The 16,491-nt window shown below is 69.7% G+C and carries 18 protein-coding genes and 2 pseudogenes; 19 read left to right on the plus strand and 1 reads right to left on the minus strand.

Going from position 1 to position 16,491, the window contains the following annotated elements:
• The first annotated feature begins 136 nt into the window (after positions 1–136).
• From H0S67_RS12630 to H0S67_RS12655, 7 genes and pseudogenes are all read left to right on the plus strand, one after another.
• Positions 137–1,123, plus strand: a complete 987-nt coding sequence (locus H0S67_RS12630; RefSeq protein ID WP_180933352.1) for a zinc-dependent alcohol dehydrogenase — start codon at positions 137–139, stop codon at positions 1,121–1,123.
• Positions 1,123–1,521: a 6-pyruvoyl trahydropterin synthase family protein gene (locus H0S67_RS12635; RefSeq protein ID WP_180933353.1), complete on the plus strand. Its 399-nt coding sequence runs from the start codon at positions 1,123–1,125 to the stop codon at positions 1,519–1,521. The genes H0S67_RS12630 and H0S67_RS12635 overlap by 1 nt, the downstream gene beginning before the upstream one ends.
• On the plus strand, positions 1,518–1,886 hold the full coding sequence (locus H0S67_RS25245; protein ID WP_246354704.1) for a hypothetical protein: 369 nt from the start codon (positions 1,518–1,520) through the stop codon (positions 1,884–1,886). The genes H0S67_RS12635 and H0S67_RS25245 overlap by 4 nt, the downstream gene beginning before the upstream one ends.
• Before the next feature lie 80 nt (positions 1,887–1,966).
• A pseudogene (locus H0S67_RS27375) lies at positions 1,967–2,451 on the plus strand (glycosyltransferase family 4 protein); the annotation flags it as partial.
• Entirely contained in the window at positions 2,381–3,562 is a 1,182-nt protein-coding gene (locus tag H0S67_RS27380) for a lysylphosphatidylglycerol synthase transmembrane domain-containing protein (RefSeq protein WP_425489808.1), read from the plus strand. The pseudogene H0S67_RS27375 and the gene H0S67_RS27380, both read left to right, overlap by 71 nt.
• Positions 3,563–3,590: 28 nt before the next feature.
• A pseudogene (locus tag H0S67_RS12650) lies at positions 3,591–4,246 on the plus strand (RibD family protein).
• A gap of 9 nt (positions 4,247–4,255) precedes the next feature.
• A complete protein-coding gene (locus tag H0S67_RS12655) occupies positions 4,256–5,008 on the plus strand; it encodes a GTP cyclohydrolase II (RefSeq protein WP_180933355.1) in 753 nt (250 codons plus the stop codon).
• Here the strand turns inward: H0S67_RS12655 and H0S67_RS12660 are convergent.
• Entirely contained in the window at positions 4,924–5,142 is a 219-nt protein-coding gene (locus H0S67_RS12660) for a hypothetical protein (RefSeq protein WP_180933356.1), read from the minus strand. The genes H0S67_RS12655 and H0S67_RS12660 overlap by 85 nt on opposite strands.
• Before the next feature lie 209 nt (positions 5,143–5,351).
• Here H0S67_RS12660 and H0S67_RS12665 point away from each other — a divergent pair, with 209 nt between their 5' ends.
• From H0S67_RS12665 to H0S67_RS12725, 12 genes are all read left to right on the plus strand, one after another.
• On the plus strand, positions 5,352–5,771 hold the full coding sequence (locus H0S67_RS12665) for a TadE family protein (RefSeq protein WP_180933357.1): 420 nt from the start codon (positions 5,352–5,354) through the stop codon (positions 5,769–5,771).
• A gap of 369 nt (positions 5,772–6,140) precedes the next feature.
• Complete coding sequence (locus H0S67_RS12675) at positions 6,141–7,400, plus strand: hypothetical protein (protein WP_219635253.1); 1,260 nt, start codon at positions 6,141–6,143, stop codon at positions 7,398–7,400.
• A gap of 59 nt (positions 7,401–7,459) precedes the next feature.
• Entirely contained in the window at positions 7,460–8,236 is a 777-nt protein-coding gene (cpaB, locus tag H0S67_RS12680) for a Flp pilus assembly protein CpaB (RefSeq protein WP_180933360.1), read from the plus strand.
• Entirely contained in the window at positions 8,233–9,420 is a 1,188-nt protein-coding gene (locus H0S67_RS12685) for a CpaE/TadZ family protein (protein ID WP_180933361.1), read from the plus strand. Before cpaB ends, H0S67_RS12685 begins: the two co-directional genes overlap by 4 nt.
• A gap of 1 nt (position 9,421) precedes the next feature.
• Positions 9,422–10,819, plus strand: coding sequence for a TadA family conjugal transfer-associated ATPase (locus H0S67_RS12690; RefSeq protein WP_180933362.1), 1,398 nt, complete (start codon positions 9,422–9,424; stop codon positions 10,817–10,819).
• An 11-nt stretch (positions 10,820–10,830) separates the two neighbouring features.
• Positions 10,831–12,699 (plus strand): type II secretion system F family protein, encoded by a 1,869-nt coding sequence (locus H0S67_RS12695; protein ID WP_180933363.1) that lies wholly within the window; start codon positions 10,831–10,833, stop codon positions 12,697–12,699.
• 1 nt (position 12,700) lies between these two features.
• Complete coding sequence (locus H0S67_RS12700) at positions 12,701–13,009, plus strand: hypothetical protein (protein WP_180933364.1); 309 nt, start codon at positions 12,701–12,703, stop codon at positions 13,007–13,009.
• Positions 13,006–13,266, plus strand: coding sequence for a hypothetical protein (locus H0S67_RS12705; protein WP_180933365.1), 261 nt, complete (start codon positions 13,006–13,008; stop codon positions 13,264–13,266). The genes H0S67_RS12700 and H0S67_RS12705 overlap by 4 nt, the downstream gene beginning before the upstream one ends.
• On the plus strand, positions 13,266–13,634 hold the full coding sequence (locus H0S67_RS12710; protein WP_180933366.1) for a type II secretion system F family protein: 369 nt from the start codon (positions 13,266–13,268) through the stop codon (positions 13,632–13,634). Before H0S67_RS12705 ends, H0S67_RS12710 begins: the two co-directional genes overlap by 1 nt.
• 11 nt (positions 13,635–13,645) lie before the next feature.
• A complete protein-coding gene (locus H0S67_RS12715) occupies positions 13,646–15,253 on the plus strand; it encodes a sensor histidine kinase (RefSeq protein WP_180933367.1) in 1,608 nt (535 codons plus the stop codon).
• Positions 15,225–15,869, plus strand: a complete 645-nt coding sequence (locus tag H0S67_RS12720; RefSeq protein WP_180933368.1) for a response regulator transcription factor — start codon at positions 15,225–15,227, stop codon at positions 15,867–15,869. Before H0S67_RS12715 ends, H0S67_RS12720 begins: the two co-directional genes overlap by 29 nt.
• A 248-nt stretch (positions 15,870–16,117) precedes the next feature.
• Entirely contained in the window at positions 16,118–16,318 is a 201-nt protein-coding gene (locus tag H0S67_RS12725) for a Flp family type IVb pilin (protein WP_180933369.1), read from the plus strand.
• Positions 16,319–16,491: the final 173 nt, after the last annotated feature.

The raw sequence follows: 16,491 nt of genomic DNA on the forward strand, positions 1-16,491 counted from the left end.
AGACCCGCCGCCGGACCGACTTGAACCTTACGCACTGCGCCTCCGTGATGTGGGATACGAGAGACAACACGGCGTATGTGCTCCCCCGGTTCAGCACCGGGCACGACGACACTGGACAGCAGAAGAGGTGAGGCCGGTGGTGGACGACACCCTCGCATTCTGGCTGCGCGAGCCCGGAGTCGGCGAGATCCGGGCGTCCGTGCTCCCCGAGCCGGGTCCGGACGACGTGCTGGTCCGGACCCGGCGCACGGGCGTCAGCCGCGGCACCGAGGGCCTGGTGTTCCGGGGCGGCGTCCCCGCGGCCCAGCGCGACACGATGCGCGCGCCGTTCCAGGAGGGGGACTTCCCGGGACCGGTCAAGTACGGCTACCTCAACGTCGGGGTCGTCGAGCGCGGCCCCGCCCGACTGCGTGGCCGCACGGTCTTCTGCCTGTACCCGCACCAGACCGCGTACGTCGTCCCCGCCGAAGCCGTCACGGTGGTGCCCGAGGACGTGCCTGCCTCCCGGGCGGTCCTCGCCGGCACCGTGGAGACGGCGGTGAACGCGCTGTGGGACGCCCCGCCCCTACTCGGCGACCGGGTCACGGTGGTCGGCGCCGGGATGGTCGGCTGCTGCGTCGCCCGTCTGGTGGCCCGCATCCCGGGCACGCGCGTGACCCTGGTGGACGTCGACCCGTCACGGCGCATCGTCGCCGCAGCCCTGGGCGCGGACTTCGCTCTCCCCGGCGACGCCGAAGGAGCGCAGGACCTCGTGGTGCATGCCAGCGCCACCGCGGCCGGCCTCCAGCGGTCCCTCGACCTGCTGGTCGCCGAGGGGAGCGTCCTGGACCTGAGCTGGTACGGCGACACCGAGGTCACGCTGTCGCTCGGCGGCGCCTTCCACCACGACCGCCTGCGCATCCGGGCCAGCCAGGTCGGGACCGTGGCGGCCGCGCGGCGAGGCACCCGCACCACGTCCGACCGGCTGGAGCTGGCCCTCGAGCTGCTGAGGGACCCGGCCTTCGACGTGCTGCTCACCAGCTCGTGCGCCTTCCACGAGCTGCCCGGGGTGATGAGCCGGCTGGCGGACGGCAGCCTGCCCGGGCTCTGCCACACCGTCACCTACGACGAGGAGTCCGCCTGATGTTCTCGGTGACCGTCCGCGACCACATGATGATCGCCCACAGCCTGCGCGGCGAGGACTTCGGGCCGGCGCAGCGCCTGCACGGGGCGACGTACGTCGTGGACGCGACCTTCCGGAGCGCGGAGGTCGACGACTCCGGCATCGTCGTCGACATCGGCCGCGCGGCCGAGGCCCTGCACGCCGTGCTCGCGGACCTGACCTACCGCAACCTCGACGACGACCCCGCCTTCGCGGGCGTCAACACCACCACCGAGACGCTGGCCCGCACGGTGGCAGACCGCCTCGCCGACGCCACGCGCGCCGGCGCCGTGGGTGAGCCGGTGCCGGTGCTGGACGCCATCGCGGTGACCCTGCACGAGTCCCACGTCGCGTGGGCCGCCTACGAGAGGCCGCTGTGACCGCCGTGCATCTCGTCGTACCCGCCGGCGTCGACGACCCGGGACGGCCCAGCGGGGGAAACGTCTACGACCGTCGCGTCTCCACCGGCCTGGCCGACCTCGGCTGGGCGGTGCACGAGGTCGCGGTGCCCGGCTCGTGGCCGAGACCGGAGCCGCGGGACCTGTTCGTCCTGGCCGGGTTCCTGGCGCGGATCCCGGACGGAGCGATCGTGCTCCTCGACGGGCTGATCGCCTCGGCCGCTCCGGAGGTGCTCGTGCCCGAAGCCCGCCGGCTGGAACTGGTCGTGCTCGTGCACATGCCACTCGGCGACGGGGCCGCCGCGCGCGGGGAGCCGGCGTCGCCGCCCGCGAACGAGCCGTCCTGACCTGCGCGACCGCGGTCCTGGTCACGAGCGCCTGGACCCGGGCCTGGCTGGTCGACCGCTACGCCCTGCCCCCGGCCCGGGTGCACGTTGCCCGGCCGGGCGTCGACCCCGCGGAGGTCGCCCCGGGCACCTGCTCCGGCCAGTCGCTGCTCTGCGTCGCCACGGTCACGCGCAGCAAGGGCTACGACGTGCTGGTCGCGGCCCTGGAGTCCCTGGCCCCCCTGCCGTGGCGCTGCCTCGTCGTGGGCAGCCTCGCGCGGGACCCGCGCTTCGCCGAGGACCTCCGCGCCCGCGTCGAGGAGGCGGGACTCACCCACCGGATCCGCTTCTCCGGCCCGCTGTCCGGCACCGAGCTCGACACCGCCTACGCGGAGGCCGACGCGCTCGTGCTGGCCTCGCGGGCCGAGACCTACGGCATGGTGGCCGTGGAGGCCCTTGCCCGGGGGTGCCGGTCATCGCGACCACCGCCGGCGGGCTCCCGGAGGCCGTGGGCGGTGACAGCGCCCGGCGACTCCCGGGCCTGCTGGTGCCCCCGGGGGACCACGTTCCGCTCGCGTCCGCGCTGCGCCGCTGGCTGGGCGACCCCGACCTGCGCCACGGCCTCCGCGAGGCGGCACGGCACCGGCGTGCCGAGCTGCCCGGGTGGCGGGACACGACCGCGAGGATCGCGCGGGTGCTCGCCGAGGTGGGGTCGTGACCCGCGTGTGGCCGGTGGTCCGCGGCCTGGAGGAGTGACGATCCTCGCCCTCCTCGTCGTCCGCGTGGGCACGGGCCCGTTCCTCGAGGGCGTCCGGCTGCTCGACGCGCGCTCGCTGGCCGCGGCCGCGGGGATCGGCGTCGTCGCCACGGTGAGCTGTGCCTGGCGGTGGAGCCTGGTGGCCCGCGGGCTCGGCGTACCGCTCCCCCTGCCCGGCGCTGTGGCCGCCTGCTACCGCGCCCAGCTCGTGAACGCGACGCTGCCCGGTGGCATCGTGGGCGACGTGCACCGCGCGGTCCGACACGGACGCGGCACCGGCGACCTGGGCCGGGGCCTGAGGGCGGTTGCCTGGGAACGCTCCGCCGGGCAGGCGGTGCAGCTGGGCCTGGCGTTCCTGGTGCTCCTGCTGCTGCCGTCGCCGGTCCGCGGGTCGATCCCGGCGATCACGGCTGCCGTCGCGGGAGTCGCGCTGGCGCTGTGGCTGCTGGCCCGCGTGCTGTCGCGATCCGGTCCGTCCCCGGCGGCCCGGGCCATCCGTGCCCTGCGCACCGACCTCCGCAGCGCCCTGTTCCAGGGGACGGCCGGGCTCGGCATCCTGCTCGCCTCCGTGCTCGCGGTGACGGCCCACGTGGCGACGTTCCTGCTCGCTGCCCGGGTGGCAGGATCGAGCAGCTCCCCGGTGCTGGTGCTGCCGCTGGCACTGCTCGTCCTGCTCGCGATGGGGCTGCCCACCAACGTGGCCGGCTGGGGTCCGCGTGAAGGGGTTGCGGCGTGGGCCTTCGCCTCGGCCGGGCTGGGCGCCGACCTGGGCGTCGCAACGGCCGTCGTGTACGGCGTCATGGCGCTCGTCGCCAGCCTGCCCGGCGCCGTGGTGATCGCCGCCGGTTGGCTGCGGGAGAAGGACCGGACGCTTCGCGACGACGTACGTCGCCAGGCTCCTCAGCCCGTGCGGGTGCTGGAAGGGACCGCCCATGGGTGATCGGCCCTACACCCTGCTCAGCTGCGGCATGTCGATCGACGGCTACCTCGACACGGCCTCGGAGCGCCGCCTGGTGCTCTCCAACAGCGCCGACCTGGACCGCGTCGACTCCGTCCGCGCGGGCTGCGACGCCATCCTGGTCGGCGCCGGGACCGTCCGCACCGACAACCACGCCTCCTGGTGCGCTCCCCGGCACGGCGGCGGGACCGGGTCGCGCGCGGCCTGCCGCCCACTCCCCTGAAGGTGACCCTCACGCGCCGCGCGCGACTCGACCCCGGCGCCCGGTTCTTCACCACCGGCGACGAGGAGAAGCTGGTCTACTGCCCGACCGACGCCGTCGCCGAGGCCCGCCACCGGCTCGGCGAGGTCGCGACCGTGGTCGACGGTGGCCGACCGGTCGACCTGGAGCACCTGGGCGAGGACCTGGGCACGAGGGGTGTGCGGCGGCTGATGGTCGAGGGGGGCGGGACGGTGCTCACACAGTTCCTCACCGGCGACCTGGCCGACGAGCTGCACCTGGTGGTGGCGCCGTTCTTCGTGGGCGACTCCCGCGCCCGCCGCCTCGTGGGGGACGGCTGCTTCCCGTGGAACCCCGACCGGCGGGCGCAGCTCGCGGACGTCCGGCGGATCGGGGACGTCGTGCTGCTGCGCTACGCGCTCTCGAGCCGGTTCGAGACGGACTGAGGCGACCGCATGGCCCAGTCATCACCGACCGCGACGATCCGGACGCAGCTGCTGGTGCCGTTGCGCCTCGCCGACGGCTACCGGACCACCGCCCGCGTCTTCACGTTCGACGGCCTGGTCGACGGGCGCGAGCACCTCGCCCTGGGGCTCGGGGACCGCGCCGCAGCGGTGCACCCGCACCCGTACGCCGACCCGCCACCGCTGGTCCGCCCCCACAGTGAGTGCCTGACCGGTGACGTGCTCGGCAGCCGCCGCTGCGACTGCGGTCCGCAACTGCGCGAGGCCGTCGAACGGATCTCGGACACGGGCGGCTACCTGCTCTACCTGCGCCAGGAGGGGCGCGGCATCGGCCTGTACGCGAAGCTCGACGCCTACGCGCTGCAGGACGCCGGCCTGGACACCTACCAGGCCAACCTCGCGCTCGGCCACGGCGCCGACGAGCGCGACTACACCGTCGCCGCCCAGATGCTGCAGGCCCTGGGCGCGCCGCGGATCGCGGTGCTGACCAACAACCCCGACAAGGCGGCCCAGCTCGAGCGGCTCGGGGTCACCGTGACCGAGCAGGTCCCGACGGCCGTGCACCTGAGCCCCGAGAATGCGCGCTACCTGGCGGCAAAGGCCGCCACCGGCTCACACCGGCTCGACGGTCTCCCGACCCTGCCGTCGTCGAGGCGGCGTCAGCACAGGTCGCTGAGCCGTCGCACCATGTCCAGGCTCGGGAAGTTGTCGGCCTGGATCTTGTCGAGGAGCACGTGGGCGTAGGTCGCCAGCTCGTCAGGGGTGAGCAGCTCCTCGATCATGTCCATCATCGTCGACGACGGGTACTGGTCCTGCTCGACCTTCTTCATCAGCACGGCCAACAGGTCGCCGCGGATGTCGGGCTCGTCGTTCGGCATTGATCCCTCCCGGATCTCGTGGTCCTGGCCTTCGTTCCCAAGACCCGACCATCCCATGCGCCACGCTCCGGGCTAGACCGGATGGCCACCTCACGGCCCCGTGCCTTCACCCACATTGGGTAGGCGTCCCGTAATTGTCCGATAGCGCGCCGACCGCGCCACGAGCCTTCTCGCGGGGGTCAGGAACCCACGGCTCAGGAGGCGAAGGGATGCGGAACATCCACGGGCTGCGCCAGCGGCGCAGCGAGCAGGGGGCAGCGGCGGTCGAGTTCGCACTGATCGCGATCCTCCTGTGCACTCTGCTGTTCGGGATCATCCAGTTCAGCCTGTGGTTCTGGGCCTGGCAGGCCGGCGGTCACGCCGCTCGCGAGGCGGCGCGGGTCGCAGCCGTGAGTCCCTGCGACACGGCCAAGATCCAGAGCGCGGGCACCCAGCCCCTCACCGGGCCGCCGGCTGCCAACACGCCGACCGTGACGGTGTCCAAGACGTCGCCGGTCAAGGTCGGCGACGGGATCACCGTCAGGGTCCAGTTCAACTCGATCAACGTCGGGTTCTTCCCCTGGTTCAACCCCACCATCACGAAGAGCGCGACCTCGCGTGTCGAGAACGTCCCGGCAGGGGGTTGCTGACATGCGACGAGCACGTAGCAGGCGTAACGAGCGAGGCGCCGCAGCAGTCATTTTCGCGCTGACGTCCGTAGTCCTCTTCGGGGTCGGGGCCTTCGCCGTTGACATCGGCCAGGCCTACGCCAAGAAGTCCCTGGAGCAGACCGACGTCGATGTGGCCGTGATGGCCGCTGCCGCCGAGCTCAACTCCGCGGGACCCTGCAACCAGGAAGTCATCGACAAGGCCACCGAGTACCTCAACAAGGCCGAGAACAAGGTCAACGGCCAGTACGCGATCGACCTCGGCGGCACCCCGGCGACCGGGACGGCTACATCTCGTGCAACAAGTGGCGCGTCGACCTGTGGGCACCGGCCAGCCGCGCGGACTTCAGCTTGGCCAAGGTCCTGCCCGGCGCTCCCAGCGGCATCGACGTCAACGCTCACGCAGCGGCCCAGATCAAGGCTGCCCGCGCCAAGGCGGTGCTCCCCTTCTTCGCGGTCCAGGGCTGCGACAAGGGGCAGCAGAGCATCCGCAACGACAGTGGTCCGCAGCTCGCGATCCCGCCCCTCGTGCCGGACTCCTCGCAGCACACGAACGCGACCTTCACCATCACCCCGGACACCACGGCCTCCGGCACAACCTCGCTGAGCATCACCTTGACCGGTACCCAGCTCAAGGACGTCACCCAGGTCGGCTTCACCGGCGCGGGCGGCCCGCCCTACCACTACACCGTCCCCGTCACCGCGCCGACCGTGAACACGACCGCCTCGATCACGCTCCAGGTCCCCCTCGCCGTCCTCCAGGTCGACGACGCCTGGTACGTACGAACCCTCTCGACCGACAAGTGGTCGAAGGCGGCGAACGCCCAGCGCTTCACCGTCGGCCCGCCGAAGCTCTACTGCGACAACTCCAACGAAGGAAACTTCGGCACGATCGACCTGCCGCGCTCCGACACCAACTCGTTCCCCCTGCAGTGGAACATCATCAAGGGCGTCGAGCCGACGCTGGCGATCCACCCACACCCGAACGGGCAGTGCGACGGTCAGGCCGGCAGCGTCGAGTCGAAGAACTCCCCGGTCAACGGCACCAACTGCCTGGCCACCGAGCCCGGTCTCAAGATCGCGGAGACCAATGAGGGCATGATCACCGGCAAGGGTGGACTGAAGGGCCGGCTTGACGCCGACTCGACGAGCAACTGCAGTCGCTACCACGACAGCAGTCGCACCGCCGCGACCGTCAAGGGCTTCCACGTCAACGACGACCTGCTGACCTGCTTCATCACCAACGGTGCCAGCATCCAGGACCTGGTGGACGGCACGTCGACCGCAACCGAGGCGCTTTCGTCCGACATCTACAACTCGCCGAGGTTCTTCTGGGTGCCGGTGCTCGACACGGATCCGTCGACCGGCAAGAAGTCGTGGCCGATCATCGGCTTCCGCCCCGGTTTCGTCTCCGACCAGAGCACGTCGGCGACGCACGGGGCTCCGGGCACCATCAGTCCGCTCGACGGCCTGATCGCCGACTCCCAGGGCATCACCGAGCTCAAGGTCATCCTCTTCGACGAGAAGGCGCTTCCCGAGTTCGCACCGACGGTCGGCGGGGAAGCCGACTACACCGGCTCCGGCCCCAAGGCACTCGTCCTCGTCGAATGACGGCGCGGACACCGGACAGGCACACCACTCACCGCTCGACCATCACCTAAGGACACACCATGGCACGACGATCCATCCTCCTCACCGTCGCCTTCGCCATCGCGGCGCTGGGCACCGCGATGATCATCATGTACGTCCAGGGCATCGATGCCCGGGCCACCGAGGGCCAGACGCGGGTCTCCGTCCTCACCGCGACCGACGTCATCGAAGCGGGCGAGTCCGTGGCCGACGCCCAGGCGGCCGGCAAGCTCGAGAAGACCGAGGTAGTCCGCGGCGACATGGTCGAGGGGGCACTCAGCTCGACGGCCTCGATCGACGACAAGGTCGCTCTCGGTGCCATCTACCCCGGCCAGCAGATCATCGGGCAGCAGTTCGGCAAGCCGGGCTCCGAGGACTCGCTGAGCATCCCTGCGGGCAAGATGGCGGTCAGCGTCGAGCTCACCGACCCCGCCCGCGTGGCAGGTTTCGTCAACCCCGGTTCCTGGGTCGCTGTCTTCGCCTCCGCCGACCCGGAGATCTACAAGCCGGACGGCAGCACCCAAAAGCTGCCGCAGTACACCCGAATCCTGCTGCCGAAGGTGCAGGTCATCGGTGTCGGTGACACAACCGTCACGTCGCGCACCACGACCGACAACAACGGCGAGCAGACGACCGAGCAGATCCCGCGCACGATCCTCACCCTGGCCGTCGACCAGGACCAGGCCGAGCGCGTCATCTATGCCGCCCGCAACGGCGACGTCTCGTTCGCACTCCGCACCGACAAGTCCAAGGCACTCAACCTCCCCGGAGTCACTGCGAACGACATCATGCCCGAGATCTTCCGGGGCACCCGGTGACCGCCATCGTCGAGCAGGACCCGGTTCTGGCGGAAGTCCTCCGTACTGCCTCGGGCACATCAGCGTCCGTACTCGCCTCGCTCGACCTGATCGAAGAGCACCTTCGACGCCACCCCGCCGAACGCGTCGTGGTGCTCGGCCCCTCGGTCCAGGAGGAGTCAGCTGCCGAGTTCGCCCGGCACAACCGGATCTCCCGCCCCTCCCTGGGTGTCATCCTGGTCCGCGCGAAGGTCGACCACGCTGTGCTGGCGGATGCACTGCGATCGGGCATGAGCGAGGTCATCGAGACGAGTGACTCGGCGGGCCTGGGCGATGCCGTCCGCCGCGCGGAGGCGCTCGCTCGAGCGATGGCGGAAGAAACTCACCAAGAACCCGCCGTGGTCGGTTCGCTCGTCACCGTGTTCTCCACCAAGGGTGGAGTCGGGAAGAGCTTCCTCGCCACCAACATCGGGGCCGCCCTGGCCGACCAGGGCAAGCGCGTGTGCATCGTCGACCTCGACGTGCACTGCGGGGACGTGGCAATCATGCTGCAACTGACGCCGCTGCACAGCCTCGCGGACCTGTCGCAGCTCAGCGGGGTGATCGACCCCAGCGGTGTCGAGACCCTCCTGACCGAGCACTCGGAGCGACTGTCCGTCCTTGCGGCTCCCGTGCAGCTCGGCTCGCCGGTGCCGGCCGAGCCGATCGGCACCCTGCTCGAGACACTGAAGGCTATGTTCGACGTGGTCGTCGTCGACACCTCAGGCATGTTCGACGACTACGTGCTGCACGCGCTCGACCTCAGCGACCAGCTGGTGCTGGTCGGGACACTGGACATCCCGGCGCTCAAGAGCCTCAAGCTGGCGGCGGGGACGCTGGACCTGCTGAACCTGCCTCGTGACCGCTGGCGGTTCGTGCTCAACAGGGCCGACGCAAAGGTCGGCCTGTCGACCGGGGAGTTCGAGGACACCTTCGGGTTGAAGGCCGATGTCACTCTCCCGACGAGCAGGGACGTCCTGACCGCGGTCAACCGCGGCGAGGTCATCGTCCGCTCCGACAAGGGTCACCAGATCAGCAAGAGCCTCGCCTCGTTTGCCCGGTCACTCACAGCGCGAACTGGGACGGACGAGGACTCCGCGTCGTCTCGTACGCACTCACGCCATGGAGCCCCGCGTCGCGGTCTCCTCTCCAGGAAGGGGTCTTGAGATGGCCTTGTCCGACCGGCTCTTCGCTGCTCAGCGAGAGCGCAACCTCACCTCCGTGACGACGCAGGAGGAGGCGAAGCCGTCGCCGCGCGGTTCCACCCCGCCTCGCAGGGTCACCCGCGACCCGTTCGCAGACCTCAAGAAGGCGGTCCACGCTCAGCTGGTGGGCGCCCTTGGTCCCCAGCTCTACGACGTCAACATGACCCAGAGCGATCTGGAGCACCAGGTGCGGACCGCGTTGCAGGGCGCGGTCGCGAACACGAACCAGCCCATGTCGGGCTCCGACCGGACCCGAATCATCCAGGAGATCGCCGACGACATCCTCGGGTACGGCCCTCTGGAGCCGCTGCTGAGGGACCCGGAGCTCAACGAGGTGATGGTCAACAGTGCTAACGACATCTTCGTGGAACGAGAGGGGCGCCTGACCCGCGTGGACGTGTCGTTCGCGGACGAGGGCCATCTGCGACGGACCATCGACAAAATCGTGGGCAAGATCGGACGTCGGGTCGACGAGACCAGCCCGATGGTCGATGCCCGACTCCCCGACGGCAGCCGTGTCAACGCCATCATCCCGCCGCTGGCGCTCGACGGGTCCAAGCTGACCATCCGAAAGTTCTCTGAGGACCCCTACACCGTCGACGATCTCATCTCCTTCGACACGCTCACCCGACCCGCAGCCGACCTGCTCGCCGCATGCGTCCGGGGCCGGCTCAACATCCTGGTGTCAGGTGGCACGGGTGCCGGCAAGACGACGACCCTCAACGTCCTCTCGTCCTTCATCCCCGACGACGAGCGCATCGTCACCATCGAGGACGCCGCGGAGCTCCGACTCCACCAGGAGCACGTGCTGCGGCTCGAGTCCCGGCCGGCGAACATCGAGGGCAAGGGAGCAGTGACCATTCGCGACCTTGTCCGCAACTCCCTGCGCATGCGCCCTGACCGCATCGTAGTCGGCGAGATCCGCGACGCTGCCGCGCTCGACATGCTCCAGGCGATGAACACCGGCCACGACGGGTCACTTTCCACAGTGCACGCCAACAGCCCGCGCGACGCACTGTCCCGCGTGGAGACGATGGTGATGATGGCCGGGATGGACCTTCCGGTGAAGGCGATCCGCGAGCAGTCATCCAGCGCCATCGACCTGATCATCCAGCAGACCCGACTCAAGGACGGCACTCGCCGGCTGACGGCGATCACGGAGGTCGTGGGGATGGAGGGCGACATCGTCACCCTCCAGGACGTGTTCCTCTTCGACTACCACGCGGGATACGACGAGCAGGGGCGGGCCATGGGCCACCTTCGAGCGACCGGGCTCCGACCGCGCTTCCTGGACCGACTTTCGGACCACAACGTGCACGTCGACCCGTCGCTGTTCGCCCCGTCGGGAGCCCTGCGATGAAGCCTCGAGGAATGGTCCGCACAGTCGCAGCGGCTGCCGCAGCGGCGATCGTGCTTCTGGCGTCGCCCGTGCAGGCAGCGAACGACGTCAGCATCGGGCACGCGGAAGTAGGCCAGGACGGCACCGTCTCGCTTCTGCTCGACGTGGAACAGCTCGCCAACGGCACCACGCCCGACCTGGGCAGCATCGACGTGAGCGTGGACGGGCACACCGTCGCCGCCACCGCCAGCCCAGTCAAGGCAGGCGAGATCTCCCGGACCACCATCCTGACCCTCGACACCAGCGAGAGCATGGCCGGCGACCGGCTGCGACAGGCGGAGGTGGCCGCGAAGGCCTTCCTCGACAGCGCACCCCGGGACGTGAACGTCGGTCTCATCACCTTCTCCGACAAGGTGCACGAGGTGATCGCGCCAACGACAGACCGCGCGAAGATCGCGGACGCCATCGACGCCATCAAGCTCACCCGTGACACCCGCATCTACGACGCCGTCACGGCCGCGGTCAACCTGGCCGGTGAGGACGGCGCCCGCGACGTGCTGCTCCTCACCGATGGCAGGGACACCGGCGGCGGCAGCACTCTCGCGCAGGCGACTGCAACCGCAAAGCACCACGGCACCGCGGTCGATGTCGTTGCCCTCGACCAGAGCGCGGCTGACCGCGCGCTCCTCTCTCGCATCGCCGATGCGAGCTCGGGCCAGGTCATCACGGCCGCCGACGCGACCGCACTGGAGTCGGCGTTTCGTGCCGAGGCGGATGCGCTTGCCAGCCAGCTCCTGGTTCGATTCGCGCGGCCGCAGGGCAGCGCCAAGGAGGTCGAGCTCGCTGTCTCGCTGACCGCGGGAGGTCAGACCTACAAGGACTCGGCGTACGTGTCGCTGGACCAGGCGACCGACGCCGGACCCCAGGTCGTCGAACCCGGCCACGCGCTGGTCGGCCGGGGCGTCATGCTCGCCGGCGCAGCAGGCCTGGCGCTCGGCCTGGCGGTGATCCTCGCCGTGGTGCTCCTGGGCGCTCGCGGCCAGAGCGAGTCCCAGAAGCGAGTGTCCGCCTACCTCGGCGAGACGACTCCCAGCGCGGCGTCCCCGTCTAGCATCAAGGACTCCGCCGTCGCCTTCACGTCGAAGATCGTCAAGGACGACTTCGAGACCCGGCTCGCCCAGCGGCTGAACGCAGCCGGCATCTCCTTCACGGCGGCGGAGTGGATCCTCCTCCACGCAGGGATCGCGGTCGCGTCGGCCCTTCTAGGCTTCGTGCTCGGGGGCGGTCCCTTCCTGGTGATGGGCCTCGTCGCCGGGCTCGTGCTCCCCGCGATCTTCCTCAAGCTCAAGCACGCCAGGCGACTGTCGGCCTTCTCGGCCCAGCTCCCGGAGACACTCACCCTGATGTCCGGAGGTTTGTCGGCCGGCCTGTCCATGGCTCAGGCCGTGGACACGGTCGTCAAGGAGGGGCACGAGCCGATGGCCGGTGAGCTCCGCAGGGCACTGATCGAGCACCGGCTGGGGATCACCATCGAGGACACTCTCGAGTCAGTCGCAGACCGCATGTCCAGCGACGACTTCGGGTGGGTGGTCATGGCCGTGCGGATCCAGCGCGAGGTCGGCGGCAACCTGGCGGAGATCCTGAACACGGTCTCGGACACACTCCGTGAGCGTGAGTACCTGCGCCGTCAGGTCAAGTCGCTCAGCGCCGAGGGAAGGCTGTCCGGATGGATGCTCGGCGTCCTCCCGGTCGGCATGTTGGGCTACATGCTCCTCGCCAACCGCGACTATGCGTCCTTGCTGTGGACCACGGGACCGGGCATCGCGATGAGCGTCGCCGGGGTCGTTCTTCTCTCATTCGGCGCATTCGTCATGTCTCGCATCGTGAAGGTGGAGGTCTGAGATGTCTCCGACTGTCGTTCTTCTCCTCGGTGGTCTGCTCGTCTTCGGCGGCGCGGCCCTGAGCCTGTCCCTGGTGGGAGTCGTCACCTCTGAACGACGAGGGGTGGCCCGCTCGCTCGCCGCCATCGAGGCCATCGACGCGGCACCCGCAGTCCTTCGTGCCGAGGTCGAACGTCCCTTCAACGAGCGCGTGCTGGCACCGCTCGGCGACCGTCTGGTGGGGATCGGCCGCCGCTTGGTCAGGCGGGTACCCACGAACGGATCCAGCACCGTCTGGACATCGCCGGGAATCCGGCTGCCTGGGACGTGAGCCGGATCATCGGCTGCAAGGTGCTCGGCCTGATGACGCTGGCCGGCCTGGCGTTCTTCTGGGCTGCCGGGAGCGGTTCGCCACTGAAGATGCTCGTCCTCCCGATCGCGTTCGGTGCCTTCGGCTACGTGCTGCCGAACATCCTCCTCTACAACGCCGGGCAGAAGCGCGAGACCCAGATGCTGCGTGCGCTTCCGGACGCGCTCGACCTCCTTACCATCTCGGTCGAGGCCGGTCTGGGTTTCGACGGGCAGTGATGCGCGTTGCGAAGAACACCACGGGCCCCCTGGCCCAGGAGTTCTCCAGGCTGCTCCAGGAGATGCAGCTCGGAATCGGGCGGATGGAGGCCATGCGTGCCGTGGCCGAGCGCACGACCATCGCGGACCTGAAGTCGTTCTGTCTCGCCATGGTCCAGGCCGACCAGCTCGGGATACCGATCGGCCGCGTGCTCCGCATCCAGAGCCAGGAGATGCGCGTCAAGCGTCGCCAACGCGCCGAGGAGAAGGCGATGAAGGTTCCGGTGAAGATCATGGTGCCGCTGGTGCTGTTCATCCTTCCGTGCCTGTTCATCGTCATCATCGGGCCGGCGGTGATCCAGATCATCGGCGCCTTCTCGTCGCGATGAACGTCCCGACGGTGCCCCGTAGCCTGCTGAGGTGGACGCTGGCCACCCCCTCGCCCGCTGGCGGAGCGCCCACCTGGAGGCTGACCACCGCGGTGCGGGTCTTCGGCCTCGCACTTCTCATGGGCCAGGTGCTGGACGACGGCAGCCTGAGTGCCGGGGTGATCGTGTTGATGGCGCTCGCGGTCGTGGGCACCACCTGCTGCGCCTGCGAGCTCCACGCCTCACGCTCCACAGTGCCCTGGATCGCGGTCACCGAGGGACTGATGGTGGGGGTCCTCGTCAGTACGGCAACCGGACCCGTGGAGCCGCTCCTGCCTTACCTCGCGGTGCCAGCTGTCGTGGCCGGCATCAGCGGTGGATTCGCCCCCACCATGAACTCGTGGCTGACGACCGTCCTGGCCTTCACGGCCGCCGACGCCGCCGGCCTCACACCCGGAGCAACGGCAGATCGGGTCGGTGCGGCTCTCCCGTGGCTCTTCATCGGCCTGGGCTCCGGTCTCCTGTGTGCGCAGCGGACGAGGTCGCTGCGCAGGCTCGAGGCCCGTCAGGCGCCGTACTTCGCGGCCCACCGACTGGTGGGGCAGCTGCACGATCTTGTTCGCGACCTTCCTGGCGAGCTCGACGTGACCCGTCAGGTCGGGGCCATCCGTGAGGCGGTCCACCGGGCGCTCCAGGTCGAGCCCACCGTCGTCGTGCAAGGCAAGGGCCGGCGGTTCGAAACGTTGTCGACCCGCGAGCGGCTGTCGGCATCGGAGGAAGAGGTCGCCAGGCTCTGCACCTTCTACGGGCAGCGAGTGCAACGAGATGACATCACGGCCTTCCCACTGCGGGTCGGACAGCACGCCTTCGGCGCCATCGTGCTCGGGCACTGGACCCCGCCGTCCAAGCAGCTCGCCGACGCTGTCCAGCAGCTCCTCGACGAGCACGCCGTCGCGCTCGAGACTGCCCTCCTGGTCGAAGACATCCGTGCGATCGCGACGAACGAGGAGCGCAACCGACTGGCCCGAGACATCCATGACGGCGTCGCGCAACGGATCGCAGCGCTGGGCTACCTGGTCGACGACGTCTCGGAGCTCACCGAGCGGCCGGAGACGACTGCCGCCGCCGAGGCGCTGCGGGACGAGATCACCGAGCTCGTTCGGGAGCTCCGCCTGTCGGTCCTCGACCTGCGCCACGAGGTCGACGGATCCGACGACCTGTCCGGGGCCCTGTCCGAGTACGTTCGCCAGCTGAGCGCGCACAGCGATCTGAGGGTGCACCTGATGCTCGACGAGCAGTCCGCCCAGCTTTCTCGCCGCGTGACGACCGAGGTGTTGCGCGTCGCCCAGGAGGCGATCGGCAACGTGCACAAACATGCGCACGCGGTCAACGTCTGGGTCAGGTTCAGCGCCAGTGGGAGCAACTTCCGACTCGCCGTCGAGGATGACGGGGTTGGCGCGCCAACGCCTCGTCCAGGGCACTACGGCCTGCACACGATGCGTGAGCGCGCCGCACGCATCGGTGCCACGCTCGACATCACCCCTCGACACGACGGCGGAACCGTCGTGTCACTGCAGTCGCCCCAATCCACCTGCCCGGAAGGAACACACGATGCCCACCAGCGTCTTGCTCGTCGATGACCATGAGCTCATCCGCCAGGGACTCGCCCGGGCCTTCGAACGGGACGACTCCATGACCGTCGTGGGACAGGCGGCCACCGTGGCCGAGGCCATCACGAGGTGGCGGACCCTCCGTCCCGACGTCGTCGTGACCGACTTGCAGCTGCCCGACGGCACCGGTCTCGACGTCGTGCGCGCCGTGCGGTCCGAGTCCGATGAGGTCGGCCTGGTGATGCTGACCATGCACACCGGAGACGCGCAGATCTTCGCGGCGATGGAGGCAGGTGCCTCGGCCTTCCTCAACAAGGAGGCTCGCGGCGCGGAGGTCGTCAGTGCGGCGAAGCACGCGGCACGCGCACCCCGCAGCTTCCTCTCCTCCGGGCTGGCCGGCGCGGTCATGCGTCGAGCCACGACCGCGGCCTCCCAGCTGTCGCCTCGGGAGCAGGAGATCCTGGAGCTGCTCGCGGAGGGATTGCGGGCTGGGGAGATCGCAGGCCGGCTCTACCTGGGAGAGTCGACGGTGAAGACGCACATCACGCACATCTACGAGAAGCTGGGCGCGGCCAACCGGGCACAGGCGCTGGTCACCGCCATGAGACGCGGCCTGCTCTTCGACAGCCTCTCCGCCGCCGGCTGAACCGCACGACGACACGAGCCGCTCGACCCCGCGTGGGTTCGAGCGGCTCGTGTCGTCTCCCCCTCGAATGCCTCTCGGCCATGGGTCCTGCGCGGACCACCACTCAGGAATTGCGACCTAGTCCTAATTGACTATGGCGGTCGAGACGAGCAATCGATCCCGCGGTCACGACAACCGGGAAAGATGTTCCTCAGACGGGTTCCAGTGGGGGGCTCGGAAGCAATCCAAGAATTCCGAAGGGGAATACCATGCTCAACCAGGTCCAGATCAACACTCTCAAGTTCGTCTACTTCCTCAAGGCGCAGATCGAGGCGCGCGAGGAGCGCGGCGCGACCGCCGTGGAGTACGGCCTGATGGTGGCCCTCATCGCCGTCGCCATCATCGTCACCGTCCGGGCCCTCGGCGTGGCGCTCAACGGCATGTTCCAGCAGGTCGTGGCGGCTCTCTGAGCCAGCAAGAGCCGAGGCCGGCGTCGCACACGGGTGCGGCGCCGGCCTCGACGCATGCCGGCGGGACGCACCTGCCGCTCCTGGCCACAGCACAAGGCCTTTCCGAGCACCTGCCTGAACGCCGAACATACCTAATACATGACTATTTCCGCCAAATACCGTGGTCCTAATTG

Origin of the sequence: Nocardioides ungokensis (genome assembly GCF_013466985.1) — a bacterium.
GTDB lineage: Bacteria > Actinomycetota > Actinomycetes > Propionibacteriales > Nocardioidaceae > Nocardioides > Nocardioides ungokensis.

Coding starts and splice junctions, on each gene's coding strand:
- H0S67_RS12720 (WP_180933368.1), top strand. CDS start 15,225: ATGCCCACCAGCGTCTTGCTCGTCGATGACCATGAGCTCATCCGCCAG.
- H0S67_RS12725 (WP_180933369.1), top strand. CDS start 16,118: ATGCTCAACCAGGTCCAGATCAACACTCTCAAGTTCGTCTACTTCCTC.
- H0S67_RS12700 (WP_180933364.1), top strand. CDS start 12,701: ATGTCTCCGACTGTCGTTCTTCTCCTCGGTGGTCTGCTCGTCTTCGGC.
- H0S67_RS12660 (WP_180933356.1), bottom strand. CDS start 5,142: ATGCCGAACGACGAGCCCGACATCCGCGGCGACCTGTTGGCCGTGCTG.
- H0S67_RS12690 (WP_180933362.1), top strand. CDS start 9,422: ATGGCCTTGTCCGACCGGCTCTTCGCTGCTCAGCGAGAGCGCAACCTC.
- cpaB (WP_180933360.1), top strand. CDS start 7,460: ATGGCACGACGATCCATCCTCCTCACCGTCGCCTTCGCCATCGCGGCG.
- H0S67_RS12635 (WP_180933353.1), top strand. CDS start 1,123: ATGTTCTCGGTGACCGTCCGCGACCACATGATGATCGCCCACAGCCTG.
- H0S67_RS12695 (WP_180933363.1), top strand. CDS start 10,831: ATGGTCCGCACAGTCGCAGCGGCTGCCGCAGCGGCGATCGTGCTTCTG.
- H0S67_RS12710 (WP_180933366.1), top strand. CDS start 13,266: ATGCGCGTTGCGAAGAACACCACGGGCCCCCTGGCCCAGGAGTTCTCC.
- H0S67_RS12665 (WP_180933357.1), top strand. CDS start 5,352: ATGCGGAACATCCACGGGCTGCGCCAGCGGCGCAGCGAGCAGGGGGCA.
- H0S67_RS12655 (WP_180933355.1), top strand. CDS start 4,256: ATGGCCCAGTCATCACCGACCGCGACGATCCGGACGCAGCTGCTGGTG.